This window comes from Xanthocytophaga agilis, assembly GCF_030068605.1.
GTDB classification, from domain to species: Bacteria; Bacteroidota; Bacteroidia; order Cytophagales; family 172606-1; genus Xanthocytophaga; species Xanthocytophaga agilis.
The window spans coordinates 69,736-88,612 of sequence record NZ_JASJOU010000021.1; the positions used below are offsets into that span (position 1 = coordinate 69,736).

At 38.0% G+C, this 18,877-nt stretch carries 21 protein-coding genes; 14 read left to right on the forward strand and 7 right to left on the reverse strand.

Going from position 1 to position 18,877, the window contains the following annotated elements; translation table 11 throughout:
* Positions 1-167 precede the first annotated feature (167 nt).
* The 3 genes from QNI22_RS36520 to QNI22_RS36530 all read left to right on the forward strand — a co-directional run bounded on the left by QNI22_RS36520 (position 168) and on the right by QNI22_RS36530 (position 1,663).
* Positions 168-506: a winged helix-turn-helix transcriptional regulator gene (locus QNI22_RS36520; RefSeq protein ID WP_314519109.1), complete on the forward strand. Its 339-nt coding sequence runs from the start codon at positions 168-170 to the stop codon at positions 504-506.
* Positions 507-654: 148 nt separating this feature from the next.
* Entirely contained in the window at positions 655-993 is a 339-nt protein-coding gene (locus QNI22_RS36525) for a PadR family transcriptional regulator (protein ID WP_314519110.1), read from the forward strand.
* Positions 994-997: 4 nt separating this feature from the next.
* Positions 998-1,663, forward strand: coding sequence for a hypothetical protein (locus QNI22_RS36530; protein ID WP_314519111.1), 666 nt, complete (start codon positions 998-1,000; stop codon positions 1,661-1,663).
* Between the two features lie 127 nt (positions 1,664-1,790).
* Here the strand turns inward: QNI22_RS36530 and QNI22_RS36535 are convergent, their stop codons facing one another.
* Positions 1,791-2,375, reverse strand: a complete 585-nt coding sequence (locus QNI22_RS36535) for a class I SAM-dependent methyltransferase (RefSeq protein WP_314519114.1) — start codon at positions 2,373-2,375, stop codon at positions 1,791-1,793.
* A 398-nt stretch (positions 2,376-2,773) separates the two neighbouring features.
* Between QNI22_RS36535 and QNI22_RS36540 the strand changes: the two genes are divergently transcribed.
* The 4 genes from QNI22_RS36540 (at position 2,774) to QNI22_RS36550 (ending at position 5,436) form a co-directional block, all read left to right on the forward strand.
* The gene (locus QNI22_RS36540) at positions 2,774-2,932 is read left to right on the forward strand and encodes a hypothetical protein (RefSeq protein WP_314519115.1); all 159 of its coding nucleotides are present in this window, start codon (positions 2,774-2,776) and stop codon (positions 2,930-2,932) included.
* A gap of 271 nt (positions 2,933-3,203) precedes the next feature.
* Complete coding sequence (locus tag QNI22_RS40530) at positions 3,204-3,404, forward strand: AAA-type ATPase lid domain-containing protein (RefSeq protein ID WP_474004540.1); 201 nt, start codon at positions 3,204-3,206, stop codon at positions 3,402-3,404.
* A 427-nt stretch (positions 3,405-3,831) separates the two neighbouring features.
* A complete protein-coding gene (locus QNI22_RS36545) occupies positions 3,832-4,473 on the forward strand; it encodes a carbonic anhydrase (RefSeq protein WP_314519116.1) in 642 nt (213 codons plus the stop codon).
* 42 nt (positions 4,474-4,515) lie between these two features.
* Complete coding sequence (locus tag QNI22_RS36550; RefSeq protein ID WP_314519118.1) at positions 4,516-5,436, forward strand: bestrophin family protein; 921 nt, start codon at positions 4,516-4,518, stop codon at positions 5,434-5,436.
* Between the two features lie 326 nt (positions 5,437-5,762).
* On the opposite strand, the gene QNI22_RS36555 is transcribed toward QNI22_RS36550, so the two are convergent.
* Both QNI22_RS36555 and QNI22_RS36560 read right to left on the reverse strand, forming a co-directional pair.
* Positions 5,763-6,389: a hypothetical protein gene (locus QNI22_RS36555; RefSeq protein ID WP_314519119.1), complete on the reverse strand. Its 627-nt coding sequence runs from the start codon at positions 6,387-6,389 to the stop codon at positions 5,763-5,765.
* Entirely contained in the window at positions 6,376-6,891 is a 516-nt protein-coding gene (locus QNI22_RS36560; protein ID WP_314519121.1) for an RNA polymerase sigma factor, read from the reverse strand. Before QNI22_RS36560 ends, QNI22_RS36555 begins: the two co-directional genes overlap by 14 nt.
* Positions 6,892-7,746: 855 nt before the next feature.
* On the opposite strand from QNI22_RS36560, the gene QNI22_RS36565 reads away from it, so the two are divergent.
* Positions 7,747-8,262, forward strand: coding sequence for a hypothetical protein (locus tag QNI22_RS36565; protein WP_314519122.1), 516 nt, complete (start codon positions 7,747-7,749; stop codon positions 8,260-8,262).
* Between the two features lie 174 nt (positions 8,263-8,436).
* Positions 8,437-9,102 carry an IPT/TIG domain-containing protein gene (locus QNI22_RS36570; protein WP_314519123.1) on the forward strand — a complete coding sequence of 222 codons (666 nt, stop codon included), beginning with the start codon at positions 8,437-8,439 and terminating at the stop codon, positions 9,100-9,102.
* Between the two features lie 15 nt (positions 9,103-9,117).
* On the opposite strand, the gene QNI22_RS36575 is transcribed toward QNI22_RS36570, so the two are convergent.
* The 4 genes from QNI22_RS36575 to QNI22_RS36590 all read right to left on the reverse strand — a co-directional run bounded on the left by QNI22_RS36575 (position 9,118) and on the right by QNI22_RS36590 (position 13,346).
* Positions 9,118-10,038 (reverse strand): helix-turn-helix domain-containing protein, encoded by a 921-nt coding sequence (locus QNI22_RS36575; protein ID WP_314519124.1) that lies wholly within the window; start codon positions 10,036-10,038, stop codon positions 9,118-9,120.
* 321 nt (positions 10,039-10,359) lie between these two features.
* Positions 10,360-11,358, reverse strand: a complete 999-nt coding sequence (locus QNI22_RS36580; protein WP_314519126.1) for an aldo/keto reductase — start codon at positions 11,356-11,358, stop codon at positions 10,360-10,362.
* A 185-nt stretch (positions 11,359-11,543) separates the two neighbouring features.
* On the reverse strand, positions 11,544-12,011 hold the full coding sequence (locus QNI22_RS36585; RefSeq protein ID WP_314519127.1) for a hypothetical protein: 468 nt from the start codon (positions 12,009-12,011) through the stop codon (positions 11,544-11,546).
* Positions 12,012-12,074: 63 nt separating this feature from the next.
* Entirely contained in the window at positions 12,075-13,346 is a 1,272-nt protein-coding gene (locus QNI22_RS36590; RefSeq protein ID WP_314519128.1) for a GAF domain-containing sensor histidine kinase, read from the reverse strand.
* 960 nt (positions 13,347-14,306) lie between these two features.
* Here QNI22_RS36590 and QNI22_RS36595 point away from each other — a divergent pair.
* The 5 genes from QNI22_RS36595 to QNI22_RS36615 all read left to right on the forward strand — a co-directional run bounded on the left by QNI22_RS36595 (position 14,307) and on the right by QNI22_RS36615 (position 18,806).
* The gene (locus QNI22_RS36595; RefSeq protein WP_314519130.1) at positions 14,307-15,398 is read left to right on the forward strand and encodes an acyltransferase family protein; all 1,092 of its coding nucleotides are present in this window, start codon (positions 14,307-14,309) and stop codon (positions 15,396-15,398) included.
* 316 nt (positions 15,399-15,714) lie between these two features.
* On the forward strand, positions 15,715-16,218 hold the full coding sequence (locus tag QNI22_RS36600; RefSeq protein ID WP_314519131.1) for a hypothetical protein: 504 nt from the start codon (positions 15,715-15,717) through the stop codon (positions 16,216-16,218).
* A gap of 33 nt (positions 16,219-16,251) precedes the next feature.
* On the forward strand, positions 16,252-17,043 hold the full coding sequence (locus tag QNI22_RS36605; protein ID WP_314519132.1) for a hypothetical protein: 792 nt from the start codon (positions 16,252-16,254) through the stop codon (positions 17,041-17,043).
* A gap of 75 nt (positions 17,044-17,118) precedes the next feature.
* The gene (locus QNI22_RS36610; protein WP_314519134.1) at positions 17,119-17,568 is read left to right on the forward strand and encodes a hypothetical protein; all 450 of its coding nucleotides are present in this window, start codon (positions 17,119-17,121) and stop codon (positions 17,566-17,568) included.
* A gap of 137 nt (positions 17,569-17,705) precedes the next feature.
* Complete coding sequence (locus tag QNI22_RS36615) at positions 17,706-18,806, forward strand: hypothetical protein (protein ID WP_314519136.1); 1,101 nt, start codon at positions 17,706-17,708, stop codon at positions 18,804-18,806.
* The last annotated feature ends 71 nt before the right edge of the window (positions 18,807-18,877 follow it).

Consider the following 18,877-nt stretch of genomic DNA (forward strand, 5'->3'; position numbering starts at 1 on the left):
TTCCAAAGAATCCATGTGCTGCCTTTCTATTAATATCCGATAGTAAGCAGGTTACATTTTGCCTTCTCTTACTGTCGCAAAACTAGCTATCTTAGCATTTGGTTTGTAAGCGCTAAACAAGTAGTAAGTGCTTACTGATAGGTTAGTAATGGTTATTTCAAGGTCTTATGTCAACTTATACCCAATGTTCAAAAGAGGATTTACGGGCGGTAAAGGATGCCCTAGATGTGCTGAATGGCAGATGGAAACTACAGATCCTGATTGCTTTATTAAATGGAAAAAGAAGATTTAAAGAGATTGCCAGGGATATAGATGGTATCAGTGACAGGATGCTCTCAAAAGAACTAAAAGAACTGGAGTCAAATCACTTGGTAACCAGAGTAGTAATTGATGCATTCCCTCCTGTGGTAGAATACACGACCACCTCTCACGCTAAATCACTGCACAAGGTGATTCATGCCCTCAAAGAATGGGGATATTATCATAGAAAGGAGATTATTGGTTGAGGTAGTTGTGTTATCCATATTACCCATCTACTAACGGAGTTTTCCCACCCCCTCGTATTGTACTTACCTACAAAAAACTTATATATATATAGGAAAATAACATACCTAACACTTGTAGGTATATAAGATATTCCTATATATTTGACACATGAATACACAAAGCCAGAATCTCCTGAAAGGTAGCCTGTCAGTTATCATTCTGCGACTACTCGAAGACCGTGAAAAAATGTATGGTTATGAAATTACTCAAAAGGTAAAGGAATTAACCAGTGGCCAGATGCAACTCACAGAAGGAGCCTTATATCCGGCACTACATAAGCTGGAGTCAGAAGGCCTGCTGACCACTGAAACCCAGATTGTAGAAGGCAGAGCCCGCAAGTACTATTCTCTGACCAAACAAGGCAAAACTGAATCAGTGAACCGCCTGGCTGAAATGACAAACTTTCTCCAGAATCTACAAACTATCCTAACTATTAAACCTATCTGACCGTATGGCTTTGACATCTGAGCATATCCGAAAAATAAAGGAACATCTGTCCTCTTCTCAATTGGAAGAAAAAGAGTTTTTGGCAGAAATGACAGATCATTATATTTCTGCTATTGAAACACAAATGGATAAAGGAGTCTCTTTTGAAGCTGCCTTACAACTCATAGATAAAGAATTTGGAGGCCAAATGGGTCTTATAGAATTAGAAGAAAGTTATAGACAACTGATGGGTAAAACTATACTGGGACTTTATTGGAATGAGTTCACAAGAACTCTCACACATGTGCCTTCTTTACTTGTTTTTCTGGCAATTGGAAGCTTCTTTTTTACTGTTGCTCTCAAATCCAAAAATCCATTGAGCATAAATGACTTTATGACAGGGTTTACAGTAGGACTTAGTCTTATAAGCATGGTTTTTATAATACAAATAGGCACTCGCACTACAAAAGGAAGTTTGACACGTCGTCTGGGTACCAAGCTTATTTTCACAGGTATTTTGTCGTTTATTGTACTGATTACAGCCAATAACAGAGGATTTGTTGAATATATTTATTCAACCCATGCACTTCTTGTCCCATTGTATTATACACTGATTTTATCCTGGTTTTTAGTAACAGTTCTTACCTGGAAACGAATGACGAAAAAACATGCTATCAGTACAGATTGGTAACTGATGAACGTATAGAATTATGGACAAATAGTATAATTTGCGCCTTCTGGTTTGAAAATATTTCCGAACCTTTTTTGTGGGCTTTCCACCAAGAATCAGGCTTGTCTTTTTTCTTTACCACAATATATTAATCACTCTGCGTAAACCCAAACACAGGATAGCCACTCATATCTGAAGATTGTTTGAGAAGCTTAAAGCCATTTTTCTGCATAAGACTTAGAAAATCTGCAATACTCAGCAAAGGTTTGGCACAAGTTGGATCAGAGCAAAACTCCCCTGCTCCGTGATCGTTTTTAAAGCTGTCCCGGATAAATATCCGACCTCCATGCTTTAATTTTTTGTGTAGGTCCTGAAACATAGCATCAGGTTGATTAAATACATGTATCGTAGCATTAGTATAAATCAGATCCAAAGTCGAATCAGGTAAATTGGAATGAATAGTATCTCCGATAATTAGATGAAATTGTACCTTATCACGCAAGTTTTCAGAACCTTGCTGTGAATAAAAGTCAACCATCTTTTCTACATTCTCTTCATTCAACACTTGTCTGTCTATATCCTGAATATAAACAGTGGCACTATCCATAAGGCTAGCCATCATCACAGTAAAAGTACCAGAACCTGCACCCACATCTGCAAAACGCATACCCGGCTTGACTTCCATGAATTCCAGAATAGGCAAAAATGTTTTACGGATACTTTTTTTGCTCATAACTGGCCCTCCAGCATAGGGAGCTATTTTATGAGAGCAACTCGTATAGATAAAAATAGTCCATAAAACCAGGCTTCTCATCCTAAAACGAGACATCAAAGAGTACTGGCAGAAAAATTGCATCGGAAAGTGGTTGTGTGTTTCTCTTCAACGCCAACCTATAGATACAAATTGCATGTAATTCATTGCCATTTTGATACATATTTGCTGATACATCCCCAAATCTGGCTGAAATCACAACTTTTCATCACCTGTCACATTATACATATATTCCCATGCAATCAAATTTATTTTTGTAACATTACTATACAAGTACGGCTAGCCTTATTTTATACCCTTATTATTTTACCTCCAAGATATATCTTAAGAGGTATAATTAGTAATATTAACCCATACTCATGAGTCAATACCCTATCAAATTACTTAAGAAAAAGCTGGGAGCAGTTTATCCGGAAGATTTTAAAGAGTTGATCATTGTGTTGCAACAGTTAAAGAATGTGGACGAGTTATTGGTAAAATATGAAGCAGAGAAAAAGGCAGGATTATTCAGCTTTTAAAACAAGAAGGAGAGTTACAAAAATAAAGTTGCAATAATTTCAATTTGGACAGCATGCTACCTTTGTTGGTTCAGGATTACAGCTTCTTATAGTCTGACTGCTGTACTGTTTGTATCGACCCAAATAAAAAAGCAATACAGAGTTAAAACATCTGTTAACAGAAAAGAAATGGCTACTAAAGAAGGTATACTACTGTGTCAAGAATAATGTTCAAATAGTATTGAGTCACTAGAATCTCAATCGCAAATACAACTAAATAAAGAAGCACTATATGTGTTTCAGGAAAGTCAGAATCTTTAATACTCTGTACAGCAGAAAATATGACAAACAGATTAGAGATATCTCTGCTCATCTATTACAAACCCTTATGTCTTCCCACAGGTCTGGAAATATTCGGGAAATGGAACACTTAATTGAACGATGTGTACTTTTGTGCGAAACAGACACGATTGACCACTTACCTAATTATTAATTTTAATTCAACAAATTTTTAAACATCCCCACCACAACAAAATGGAATAGTAAAAACGATGAAATAGCACAGACAGCTGATTAGTAACCAAATCTGATATTGTCTGTAAGGTTGTTTATCTTGCAGGAGTTTCCAGGAAAGGATTTGGATTTTACTATATTTTACCTTATGTTTTGACTTTGGTGCGAACAGATTGATAGAATATAGACAGAAAAGGGCACAATAATGTATACAAAGCAATCTTTTTTAAGACTCTATGAAAAAGTTGGTAAAGTTGTAAAGGCTCATTCATTATATAGAATAAATTGCTCTTAGAGTACATCTGAGAGATAATATAATAGTTACAAACCACACAAGAAGCCTTTCATGAAAGGCTTAACAAGGCGGTTTTGCTTTCTATAAATCAACCACTATAAATTAACTTATTATGGCATTGTACGATGAAATCTTTGAGAACAACCGCAAATGGGTTTTAGAAAAAAAAGCCAGTCAAACCGATTTTTTTGAACACCTTTCCAAGGGACAATCCCCTGAGATACTTTACATAGGTTGCAGTGACAGCCGCGTGACTGCCGAAGAACTGACCGGCACCCAGCCCGGGCAGATGTTTGTTCACCGCAATATTGCCAACCTGGTTCCTAACAACGACAACAGTTCGCAATCGGTGGTTGCCTATGCAGTAGAATACCTGAAGGTTAAACACATTGTGGTCTGTGGCCATTATTTCTGCGGCGGTGTGAAAGCAGCTATGGAAAGTAAGGATTTGGGTGTGCTTAATGCCTGGCTTCGCAATATTCGGGATGTGTATCGATTACATAAAGATGAACTCAATGCCATTGAAGATCCGGATCAACGTTACAATCGACTCGTTGAGATTAATGTGGAAGAGCAATGTATCAATGTGCTAAAAATGGCAGTGGTTCAAAAATCGTATCTGAAAAACCAATACCCACAAATTCACGGTTGGGTCTTTGATGTCTCTACCGGTCGGCTGATTGATTTGAAGTTTAACTTACCCAAAATGCTTGCTTCCATTCAGGAAATATATGATCTGACCCAGGAAATCTAATCTTTTGTTTTATAGTTATGCGATCAGTTACGTTACTAAACTATGTTATTAAACCGGCCGATTTCCATTGGGTATTTCATTAATTTAATCAAATATGATATCCTTGTCATTTTCGCTTATAGCAGCCTTTCATTGATTGTCCATCATTACAAGTTTCTGCATGATGTATCGATTCCCATTTCCATAGCGGCAATCATTGGGACACTTATCTCACTTTTGCTTGCATTTAGAACATCGCAGTCGTATGAACGCTGGTGGGAAGCACGCATCATCTGGGGAAGCATTGTCAATGACAGCCGTACCTTGATTCGTCAGCTCAGGCAATTTCTCCCTGAAGACGAATTGGCGAAGGCACAGATAGATCAACACATACTCAGTTTTAAAGACCGACAGATTATATGGGTTTATGCATTAGGAGAATCGCTGCGCAAACTGCCGTTTTCCGGTCAGGTAACTGCTTATCTGGACAAGCACAGGCTTTTGGACAAAAACAAGCTGCCAAGCAGCAATATTCCTAATTTACTACTGGAAAAGCATTCGGAAGAGTTAAAACAGGTAGCCAATCACTACAAGCTGGATCCCAACAAACAGGTCCAGCTTGACTCAACCTTAGTCAGGTTAACCGATGCGATGGGAAAATGTGAACGTATTAAAAACACGGTTTTTCCCAAATCCTATAGTGTGCTGATTCATTTTATCATTTATGTTTTCCTGACTGCATTACCCTTTGGGCTGGAAGAGGTGGGTGACATACCCGAAATGGTAGTAACCATGTTGATTCCACTGCTTTTTATCATGATCGAAAAGACGGCTATTCTCTTGCAGGACCCCTTTGAGAACCGCCCTACCGATACACCGATGACAGCCATTGCGGTAACGATTGAAAACAACCTCAATCAGATAACAGACAGTGAGACAGCTCCAAAACAACTGGTTGATGATGACAAATATTATAGTATGTAAACAATTAGTAGGCAAATAGTGTTGCGATACTAATGCTGCAATATCAGTGTTAGTGGCCTACATTAAAAGTTTGGCACAAAAGTTAATCGTTAATACAACAGGTCACTTATAATCAAATTTTTTATGTCTTATTTTTTGATTTATCTTATATAGCAAGCAGCAGACCTGAACTCCATTAATCAAGATATACTATTTTAATGGAGGACAAGGCTCGTCCACCAAATTCTCATTGAGTTTCCGTCTTTTTGATCAGGCAAAAAGACGGGCGTAAACATTCGCGAAAGGCTAGAACAATGAATAAGAGTGTAAAAAAGAAAACAATCCCCTTATTCCTGCATAGAAGCACCAGTCTCATACTCACTCAAAATCGCCTTTATCTGAGCCAGAGGCTGGACAAAACTCTTACGATTTTCAGCCCGTATAGCTAAATAACAGGATAAAAGCGTAATCAGATACGTGATCGCTGCACCCAAAGGGAAACTCTGAACGCCTCCGGGTACATAAATGGCAAATACCAGAAACATAGCAATGGCTGAAATCAGTGGAATCAGAAACAATTCATATCTTTTTTTAAAGCGGAAAAAGCTTTCCAGCAAGGATTGCTTTTCAAGCAAATACTTGTGGATAGAAGACGTTTCTTTGCAGAGAACAGAGGTACCAGCAAAACGTTTGAATTTTTTAAGCAGCATTATTGTAAAGGGAATGTAAAGTAATATACCAGTCAGGCTGAGCAGCAGAATAGGAGTAGCAAACCAGTATCGGATCACCAAATGCCCGCACATGGCATATATCAGAATCTGAAGTGCAAAAGATGCCCAGAAATACTGCATCGAAGACTTGGTATGCTGATTGACCCGCCTTTTAATCACTTTCTGAAAAGCTAGTTCATCATATGGGATGGATTCAGAAAATGAATGCCCCCATTGTTTCTTAAATTCATCAAGAGTTGACATAATTCGTAACGTTATTTTTTTTTAGTTGTTCTTCCAGTTCTTTTTTAATCCTGACCAGGCGCACACTTACATTGGATCGGGTAAGGCCTGTAATGGCTGCGATTTCTTCATAACTCATCTCATCCAGATACAAAAGCACAATAGCTTTGTTTAAGGAAGACAGCGTTCCGATTGCTCGAAAAAGCTGTTGAATGCTTTCTTCCAGTTGATCTGGGCCCTGTTCTGCAATTCCATAGTGCCTCAATGAAATGCGTTCGTCTTGTGTTTGTTTATGTTTACGACGCCACCCCAAGGCTGTATTAAGGCATACCTGATACATCCAGGTAGAGAATTTCGAACGACCATCAAATCCTGGATAGGATTTCCATAGCTGGTACATCATCTCCTGCAGCATATCTGCCCGTTCATCTGTGTCTTCAAAGTAGATGCGACATACTTTATGAGCGATTCCTATATTTTCATTGATATGCTGAATAAATTGGGTATCTACAGGTGTTTTCATTCGCTGTATTGTTTCATGCATTTATCAATTAGTTGCAGAGAGGTCTGAAAAACTACATTATCTATGATTTTTTTCATTGGAAGTTAGCAGTATCTACCAGAAAAGCAGAAGAAAAGCCTCATACTCTTATAACTCTTGATCCCCACCTAAATTCAAGGCTAAGCAAAAGTGGAAAACCCGCAGTATAGGACGATAGAGATTGCTCTTCCATGTGGCAAGGTGTAAATCCTTTCAATGATCTATAATGAAGAAACCGGTTGTATTCCAGTCGTCAAATTGTATTCCAGTCGCCAAACCTCTGAAGCATTTACCAACCAGAATACCCAAACGCTTAAAAGAATAATTAAAGATTACTGTCAAAGATCTAAACTTACGACCAGCAAAAAGTTGACCCGGGACAAAGTTTATACTTGAGGTCTGATTTTTCTTAGGGTACCTCTTTTTCTAGCTGATGGTTGGCTGACCGATTGCGTAACACCTCAGCTCAGATGGGCGTTTACGGTGCAGGTTCAAACCATCTTCCTTGTACATTTAAAGGAAACACCAAAAAGGAGAGCAAACTAGGCACATCTATATTGGGGAATGCTGAAAAAATATATGATCGTCCAAAACTATTGGCAGTGAGAAAGGAAATACATTATGTTTACAAAGAGATTGTGTTCGTTGCTGATTGTAAATGCACGGATTTGTCAACGCCAAAAGATATAGTCAATAAACTACCAATAAGAGAAATTTGGATTGCTAGAAAGTTCGGGTACAACAAGATTATTACCATTTACTAATCCCTAACGCCTCTTATTGTAAATCAGGAGTGTTTTTATATTTCTCCAGTACTTAAAAAATAGAAACCAAAAAATGAGACTAATACTAATCCTTCTACTAATGCTTCCCTTAACCTCATGGGCTCAAGACGATCTGACATTATATCCTGGCAAAGGCGTGGGAACAGTAAAACTAAACAAAACAACGGAAAATGAATTAAGAAAAATTTATGGGACTAACTTTACCTTAGATACAAGTTACAATAACTATCTGCTAGATTATTCAGTTCTAGGGTTAAAGTTTAAAATCAATCCTGAAACTCATAAGGTAACAGTTGTTATTGCCTATGGAAACTTTCAGGGTAAAACTGAAAAGGATATTAAGTTAGAGACATCTATACTAGGTGATGCATACATAAAATATCGTCGTCGGTATATAATGCAGGGAAAAAATGAGATATTTTATGTATGCAAAAAAATACAGTTTGTTTCACGATGCAATTGCAATAATATGTTGAAAATTACTGAAAACGAGGCAGATAAATTACCTATACAGGAAATATGGATTGCTAAAACTTTCAAATTGGGACCTGTAATTAACATAGAATAAGCAACTAAAAAACGAACTACTTTCTACCCAAAGAACACACTGTTTTTTATCCTGTAAATTTGTAATTCCCCCTAACAAAGTTGAGTAACATTTTAAATATTTACTTTATTCTCAAATAAAGGAATCTTATATTTACCACTAGCTGTCAATCCCTTAACAATCATCTATACCTCTATGAAAACAACTACCATTGGATTGTTTTTATGTGTGTCTATGTTATTTTCCTGTAAGGAAGATCCTGGAAAAAGCGGAGTACAGGTACAAAACCTTTTTCCCAAGGGAGGCCCAAGTGGCACATTGGTTACGCTACATGGAAAGATGTTTGGAAAGGTCAAAGAGGACCTGGAAATTAAATTTAATGGGAGTGACATACCTGCTACCATTGTTTCTGTTACAGAAACAGAGATAACCCTTCAGGTGCCACCCAATGCCGCGTCCGGCTGGCATACACTAAAACGAAGGGGGTACATAGAAAACTCGTTTGGCTTTTCTATACTTCCAGCTCCTCTACCTTATATCACTAAAATAAGTCCGGAAAGTGGCAAGGTAGGAGATATTATTACCATTCATGGCAAGTACTTTGCCACCAGTAAAGCACAACACAGACTAAGTTTCCACGATTCTACCAGTGCAACCGGAGCTTTGCTGGATCTACGTCCGGAAGAAAGTCCTTCAGCTCCTTTTTCCGAAATAGTATTTGCTACCACAGATTCAGTTGGTGTAAGAATTCCTCCCAGAGTGGGTACTGGCTATATCATGATGTATATGGATTATACAGACACAGGAACGTTTACAAATTATTTCACCATCAGTACACCTGTAGTCACAATAGTAAAATAAGGCAAAACTCTGGCTCTACTGAAAGGACTGTCGAAACTCCAGTGGAGACTGATTGGTTTTGCTTTTGAAGAGTTTATTAAATGACTGAGGGTATTCAAACCCCAGTTGGTAGGCTACTTCACTCACAGACAATGCTGTAGTAGACAAGATAGTCTTTGCCTTTTCGATGAGTTTATTGTGAATATGCTGTTGTGTACTCTGTCCGGTGTGAGCCCGAAGCATATCACTTAGATAACTAGCCGACACATGCAATTGATCCGCTACATACTTTACTGTAGGCAGGCCTGACTTTTCCAGTTCAACACTAGCAAAGTAGACATCAAGGAGTGTTTCCAGTTTGATCAGTAAGTCGTTATTGGCCAGTTTGCGGGTGATAAATTGTCGGTTATAAAACCGGTTGCAGTAAGTAAGCAGCAAATCAATATTAGATACTATCAGTTCCTGAGTAAAATGATCCATATTGGTGTCTATCTCACGTTCGATATTGGCTACTAACTGCATGATAGCCTGCTCTTCCTGTTCGGATAAATGCAGGGCTTCATAGGCAGCGTAGGAGAAAAATCCATAGGACTTAATCTTACTGGCTAGTGGATAGGATTGCAGAAAATCCGGATGAATTATCAACATAAATCCTTCCAGACTGGTAGGTGTATCGGGATCAATAGTGATTACTTGCTGAGGAGCAACAAACGTCATCATACCTTCATCAAAGTCATAGTATTGTTGCCCATATTTAATCTTTCCCTGATAATTTTTCTTGAGAGCAATGTGGTAAAAATTATAGGATATTGATCTGGGAACAGTTGTTCCGGTTGATGCCATGTCTTCAAATCTGATTACACTGACCAATGGATGCTTTGGCTTTTTCAAACCTAGCAGATGGTGCATCTCTGATATAGACAGGATCGGTTTGGGAGGAGTGACAGGCTGCTTCATAGAAACAAAAGATTGAAATCGTAAAGGTACATGAGTAATGCCAGAGTTTAGTTTTACCCGGATGCTTTGGACTTAATTTTTTTCTGCGCATAGTTCACGGCAGGGCTCCTGAATAAATCCAGATAGATTGTCTCTCCCTTAAAGAACATTTTGATCAGAACTCACGGCAGTTTTGTGTTTGCGCATAACTCACGGCAAAACTTTTTTTGATCGGAATAAACCGCAACATCCAAGTTTGAGCGAAATTCACGGCAAACACTCAGTTGTCGTGAATTTCGCTCAGGTGCTTTCTAAAATACACTATTCTGGTATGTACTATCTTTATTCGACCATTGTCATAGATACGGAATCGTACCGGTCACCTGTTTGAGTACCTAGCGGAATAATCGCTTCCAGTCTTTGTAACTCCTCTGATGACAGAGCTATATCAGTAGCAGCAATATTCTGTTCAATATACTTTACCTTCTTGGTTCCCGGAATCGGGACAGCACCTTTGGCAATAGTCCAGGCAATGGCTAGTTGTGCCGTAGTAATGCCTTTTTCAGCAGCAATGGCTTCAATCTCTTCCAGCAAACGTATGTTTTTCTGAAACTGTTCCCCCTGATATTTGGGTATATGTCTTCGGAAATCATCTTCCGGAAAATCGTCAGGGGATTTGATTTGTCCTGAAAGAAATCCTCTTCCTAGTGGAGAATAGGCTATAAATCCAATGCCTAATCCTTGGATTGTAGCCAGAATACCAGCTTCCTCAACAGTCCGTTCAAATAACGAATACTCTGTCTGCAAAGCTGTGATCGGATGGACTGCATGTGCTTTGCGAATAGTTTCCGAACCAACTTCCGACAGACCCAGGTATTTTACCTTGCCTTCTTTGACTAGTTCTGCCATTGCTTCGACCGTTTCTTCGATAGGTGTATCTTTGTCTAGGCGATGCAGATAGTACAAGTCAATATAGTCGATACCCAGGTTCTGGAGAGACCGTTCAATGGCCTTTTTCACATAGGCTTTTTTTCCATTGATACGCCAGGTCATTTGTTCGTTGTCATCAATCTCAAAACCAAACTTGGTAGCAATGATGTACTTATCCCGATTGCCTTTGATGGCTTTTGCAAGCAGTCGTTCGTTGAGTAATGGTCCATACAGATCGGCGGTATCCAGAAAGTTTCCACCTAGCTCCAATGAACGATGTATAGTAGCAATAGACTCTTTTTCGTCAGCCTTGCCGTAAATGTCTCCACCTGCTATGGGAGTCATTCCCATACATCCTAACCCAATGGCGGGAACTATTAATCCCTGACTACCTAATTTTACGTGTTTCATAATGATGGTATGTGTTAACATGAAAAGATGATACAAAGGTGAAAAAATGCAGATCTTTACATGTATCCAGAATACGGCAAGTCTAATCCAAATCGCGGGTTAAGCAGTATGGGAGGAATCACGGAGAAAGGGTAAGACTGCTATTATGTCCAACGCTTAGGGGAAAAGACTAGCTGATGATCTTATCAGACACGAAGGAGTTCAAACAGATACTTGCTCTTAGGAGCAAAATGGATTTCGACAACATCACTAACCGCAAAGGCTTTCCAATCTTCAAAAGATACATCAAATCTATAGTTGAGAATAGTCAGAAAATACATAGGGTCATCGCCTGATGGTGTCCCCTCTTTATTTTCTATTCGCGCCTTTATTACTATCTTCTGGCACTTCTTCATGCCCTGTTTGATTGGATCATCGGGGTTTTCTGAACTAACATAATACGTTATTCCTAAAACAAGTATGAACAATGCTCCTAAATGCCACATAATAGACCGTTCCCAAAAGCCTAAACAGATAAAAAGTATAAAAAAGAAAATGCTAATAGAGATCTCAAGTAGAGATACACGAGTCATATCTTTGAGTATCTCAATCTCTTCTTCTGTCATAGGCCGCAGATACTTCTGAGTGACTATTCGTCCATCAAGTTCTGTCATACGTAGGTATTTCCAGATTTTGTTTATGGTATATCCGCAAGCAATTTACTTCTTTTTAAGAAATCAGGACGTCAATACCAGGGAGGCGGATAAAGTAGATTGTTCCAGATTCAAATTTGCTTTTTTATCAGGAATAAAAATTTCAAAGATGGTTCCATGGTTCGGCTGGGAGGTAATTTTCATCTCCCCTTTCAGGCTGTCAACCAGATGTTTTACCAGGGCCAACCCAAAGCCATAGCCCTGCTCACCTTGTGTACCATTGGTCGAAACGCCTTCTCCCTCCAGAATGGATTGAACTTTATCTGCTGGCATTCCAATCCCTGTATCCTGTACTGTAAAATGCAGTATATTTTCTTCCGACCCTGATTTTACATTCAAACCTACACTTACTTTGCCTCCTATTGGCGTAAATTTCATAGAATTGGAAATCAAATTACCAATGATCTGTAAAAGCTTGTTTTTGGGAAACGGAATAACTTCGGTCTGATAGTGGGTAGTGATTACAAAATCAATACCTTTATTAACTGCCTGTGGTGTATAAAGTTTTTCCAGTTTATCTTTTAAGGTAAGCTGATTAAATTGATGTGCCTCAACGCTTGCCTGATTTCTCTTTGCTGTTTCTGTACTCAAGATTTCGTTTGCCAGCTCCAGAATAGAATTTCCACTTTTATGAATTATCGAAATAAAATTCAGTACAGTTGCCAATGTGGTTTTATCACCTTGTTCACAGATGATCCCAGCCAGACCTATAATACCTCCGATCGGACCTCTGATGTCATGAGCTACCCGTAGTTTGCTTTCGATGGCTTCATTCATAGTTGCCTGCAACGTATGAATAAGTTTATATGTTTGCAAACGGTTAACGATCTCACCTGCAATAATTTTTAGCATTTCTACTTTTTCAGGAGAGAGAGGTTTGGTTTCTTTATCCAGTACACACAAAGAGCCAATATGGTTACCAGTTGCTGTCTTCAGCGGAATACCCAGATAGTACCGTAGTCCCAGCTCACCAGACACATATCCTTTATCTTTGAAACGATCATCAGCAGATAGATCTTTGATTTCCAGTTTTTCCTCCTCCACCAAGGTATATTGACAGACAACCTCCTGACGAGGAAGTTGTTCAATTGCCAACCCATGATTGGCAATAGTCCATGACGTATAGCTATCAATCAGATTGATGAGTGAAATATTTGTACCTGCTACCTTGGCAGCCAAAGTTGTCAGCTCTTTAAACTGATCTTGAAGACTACTATAATCCAGATCCAATTCTGAAAGCTCGATGATTCTTTCCATTTCATTGGCAGGTATGGGAGGCTGTGCAGAGTGCATCATACATAGAGGAGATTTTAGTGTTAATGAATGCTGAACACAGATTGTAGGCAGAATGCAGGATTTCAGAAGTAAAGATACTAGTAATCAATTGCTTATACGTGTAATAAGTACCCTATTTATTACAGAGGTATTGACAAGGCTACTTTGTATAATTTTAGAATTTATCAAGCTTCTCCTTGTGTTATAGACTTGTGATTAGGAGTTTTGTATTCAAAGATCCGGTCAATCAACCAGATATTTAGTTGACTATATGTAATAAGCCTCTATAGTGAAGGAATGTGTTCCAATGTTATTGAAAACACAGACTTTGTAAGGGGGATTGGGTTGGTTGCATATGCTTTGTTTGTATACTACAGATGATCAATAACTTAGTAGTATAACAAGAAATATAACCGACAAGCGTCAAGTGTAACCCGACCCGAATTTTGGAGGTTAGAAGTGCAACCTATCTGAGACTGTGGTGTTTGTCTTTGTCGCACAGTATCCAGAATCTCCAACTCGTTTTACCTAATAGCTTAACAGGCTTACCATTGTTGTTATCAAAACCAAACGACTTCATAACCCGGCCAATCTTATCTGGACTTAGATTTTTGTAGGAGCTATAGAATTGAAGAAAGTTACCAATCGTCGTAGCCGACACAAAGACGATGCCCTGACTGCATTTCGTAAAGTGTCGGATAATCAATTACTCTTCTTTTGAACGTAATCGGTATTCTTCGGTTACCTCATTGATTCGTTGCATTTCCTCGTCGGTCATGTCAGTATCAATGCCTTTTATATACAGGTGATCCGCTTCTTTCAGACTTCGTATTTGTATACCGCAAATGTCCCAGTTGATGCCCTATGTCACTTTATCATTCCAAAACGTCTGTTTCCGCTTGTATCTCTATTAGTAATCTTACATCTCCTTGTCATCACGGGAACAAATCCGTATTATGCGATCTCATTTAGTGAATAGTGATGTATCAATCAAAAGCAGAGTCGTCCCTTTTAAAAACTACCCAGCATTTTGCCATTTTGGATGGCCTTAGAGGTATAGCCGCAATAGCAGTGGTTATCTTTCATTTTATGGAAATAATCTTTCCAGATCCCAGCAAGAATTTTATTGCTCACGCCTATCTGGCTGTTGATTTCTTTTTCTGTTTGTCGGGCTTTGTAATTGCCTACGCTTATGATCAGAGACTACCGCAAATAAGCATTGCCACATTCTTTAAGTTACGACTTATTCGCTTACATCCTCTGGTACTCATTGGTTCGGTTATTGGATTACTTAGTTTTATATTTGATCCGTTTAGCAATTTGTTCGATAAATACTCAGGCCAATCAGTGTTGTTGTTTGTTACATCCTGCCTGATGATCCCCTATCCGATTGTAGGGGAACGGTTTTTCAATCTCTTTCACCTCAATCCTCCCTCCTGGTCGTTGTTTTGGGAGTATGTTGCCAATATTGCATATGCGTTTATTCTTGTCAGGTTACCTAATAAAATAATCTGGGTTTTAGTCATTATTTCAGCAGTAGCTATTGTCTATGAATCCTATATTTCTGGTTCTTTAATTGTAGGCTGGAGTGGCGATAACATTTTAGGTGGAGCCATACGTGTTTCTTATTCCTTTATCATAGGCATACTGGTATATCGTTCCAAATGGATAATTCAATCCCGCCTCGGACTTATTCCAGTAGGGATATTGCTGATGCTTAGCTTTTTGGCACCCTTTGTGAAGAGTGTCAACTGGCTTGTAGATCCTCTGATTGTACTGTTTTATTTTCCTTTTCTGGTCGCATTAGGAGCGGGTGCACGTTTATCTTCTACCCTTACCAAAGTCTGTAATTTTGCAGGTGAAATCTCCTATCCTTTGTATATGACTCACTATCCTTTTATGTGGATATTTCTGAGTTATGTAGAAGCTAAAAAACCCACATTTGATCAGATGATACTTATTGCGGTGGTGGGTACTGTGCTACTAATTGTATGGGCTTATCTCATTATGATCCTGCTCGACATTCCGTTTCGCACCTATTTGAAGAATAAGCTAATAAAACGTCTGGCGTAATACGTTCATGAAAGTATAATAGAAAAATGCTGATGTTTGACGAATCCTGCTTCATCCCAATGTCAACACAGTTCAAACTCGGGAAGACGACTGGCAAATCTTGCCTGGAGTTTCATAAATAGCAGGAACTAATCTTCATTACAGAAAACAAATCGCCTACTGCGCAGAAATATTGCACAGTAGGCGATTTGTTTTGAAACGGATTTAGGAAATAAGGTTAGACAACGCAGAATATATAAAGCAAATGATTTGCCTGACTTCTTACACTCCGTTTCAAAAACATACGTATTGCATACAAAACACAACTATAAAAACTATGAATGAAAAACATGTAGAATGCCTGCTGATGAAGAACTCTGTTGAAATGTTAACCGATTTCTTTATGGTACTATCGGATGGGTATAATCCGGCGTTGATTTATGTAACATTAACCTTGGACCGAAATCTGGATGAAAGAGAATATTTTGTACTCCCTAAGCATTTGGGAGGAAATAACGAGCAAGAAAATCGACGTCACTTTGAATACATTAATGAGACAAAAACACCTGTTTCATCTGTATCTAAACGAATCATTGAAAACTTTCAATGGTGTCTGGACCATCTAATTATATGTAATCAGGCACCAACTCTTTTTCAAAGCAACTATCATATGGATAATTTACATCAAGTCATCCAAAAGGTTCAGAATCAGATTATTCATATTGTTGAAGACTGGCAGGCTACTACTCATGAGTATTACATTAGTTATGAGCAGCGGTTTTTATGTATTCAGGGACAGGGCCAATCGCTTATGCTCAATTTTGGCTGTTATATTCATTAACATCTCATTTTGTTACTACCTCATACATCATTTATGAAATGGACGATCAGTGCATACAGTAAACTTCCCGGCAATCCAACTGGACATGTTCCTTTTCTGGAAAGAGAATTACAGACTTACCTGGTTACACATGACTATCAACTTCCCTATAACTCAAAACAGATAATCAGTGAGGCAAAGGTTCAGTATGAATATGTGATAACAAATCGTCAGTATGTTATGGAAATAGAAATCCATAGTAGTACATGGAAGCCATTTGTCAATAGAGAGTATCCACAAATTGTAGTGCTTATAGAAGATTTCTTTAAGCTATCCAGTAATTACTGGTATTATCTGGAAACATTAACTCCTACAGAGTCAGAAGCTATTGAACTTCTTGGCCGAACAATAGAACCATTGATGATAAAGGAAAGAATTGATCAGGTTGATCTAACAATCCCTCCAATAGTTCCTCACATCGAAGTAATAGGTATATATTACAATCAGCAAACAGATATTTATTCAGGAACATCTGTCCATTACAAAGACGTTACAGACTTTTGGATATCGTATATCGCCTGGATAAGTAATGGTCAAGTTGAACAGAATAATCTAGCCTTACTCCAAAATGCTACTTATTTCAATAGTTTTTTCTATGGAAGCTGTATTCCTGTACCTCTGACAGAGGTTGCTGGCAAAATAGTGGAGATTCAACACTTTGTCAAAGATTTTGATCCAAATGCCATCAAAGGATGTTTGCTGATGCGGAAAGACTGGTATGACAATGTTTATCTTTTTGATCTGGGATCAAAATACATTGTACACAATTGGTGGACAGGAGAGTAAAATGAAACAGTGGTATTTCCCAGCCAGCCTCAATTACAACCCATATAAAAAGACATACTATTCAATAATAGAGTCATGCCAGATCCAGAAACGACCATCACACAGTTTATAGCTAACTTTGTTCTTAAAGAAAGAAAAGAACGAAGTCTTTTTGAGTTGTCAACTCCCAAACGAAGGCCATCTTTTATAAGAAGATTTAACCATACATGGGAGAATGTAGTACAGATAAAATACCTGCATAAGATCGAAAAAGAGTTTACCTATCCCGAAGATATTCAGGAGTTGCTTGGCTTTAAAGAGAAAGAGACGTGTTATGTAATTTCTCATTATGAGGAGGTAGATAATCAGATATTGACATTTACAGAGTCATTCGATGCTATATATGGGCGAGGATTTGCCTCAATCATTATGAATTTATCTGCCACTACTATCTATCTTGAAACCGAACAAGTACAAGGGCCACCCGACCGGTTCATAGGCAAGAGAATCGACAAACAACAGATTACTTATAGATCGCATGCTTGAAACATTAGTTTGAGCATTCAGTTTGATTCATTGTGAACTAAGCATCTGATTGATACTAGTAGAATTTTCTAGCTTTAAGTAACTTACATCTTTTAATAAAGATGTATATATGGTTGAATAGTAGCCTTTTGAATAGAATGATCAGGTATTGGATAACCATTTTGTATTTTCTGGAAATAGTATGCTGTCTGGCTCAAAACCGTACTACAGAATACGGACTTAAAGTGGGTAAATGGATAGAAAAAGAGATGAATAATGAAGAGTTAGAAATACATACAGGTAATTATAAAATAATTCAAGCGAGTGCCTATATTATTACAGATACCCTAGATAGTAATATATTTGGTATAGCTTATCCAGAACACGAAAGGATACCCTATCTTTCAATTGAGGGAAAATACGAGAACTTCATTTCAGTAAAGGATGGTACTTGGGAGACCCACGATTCTTCGGGCACTGTATATAACCGCATGTTATGGCAGGATGGATTAAATATTGAATCAGCCTCTTTCAATTCTGATGGAGATACTACAAATTATTATTATTATGACTTTCAGAATGACAGACATTACAGTTGCTATTATAGGGAGGGAGAATGCTACCTGAAAGAATATGATCCATACGGAGAAAGAGTGAGAAGATACTATCCCAATCGCAACCTAATCATCCCGGAAGCTGAGCCTGAAATTGATATAATGTTGCTTGAGAATAACATAGGAACATATCCATTAAAGTTGTCTAGTAAAAGTGCTCTGAAAATTCTTTCGATTACATCCGGATCTGGCATAGTTGAGATAATTCCTCACATTAATTCTTATCCAATTTCTATATCTCCAAATCAGGAAGCTGAATTTACATTAAAGTTTATTGCAGAACCTGAAAACATCATATATGCGTTGAGTGACACTCTTACTATACAGACACTGGATAATGACCGTATGGTTTCATATGATATTTATTGCACAATATTTCCTGTCCATATCCATGGAGGTAATCTTGAAAGTTTGGAAACAATAACATTAAGTAGAGTTAAAGACAAATACCTCCTACTTGCCCCTCTAGGTACAGAAACAGATGCCTACCTTATTTATAAAGGTAATAGACGAAGATATCACACCTTCATGGGGATGGAAACATTTATAAAGATAGATATCAGAGATTTGTCAGACGGTACTTATCCTTTAAGTATTTCGAGTTGTAATGATGGCAAAGATATATTCCTCAGAATTGTCAAATAAATTTCAGAAGTTATTCTTAAATAAGAGAATTTTAACCAACCACACCACAAAGAATTACAGAAAGTCATGGT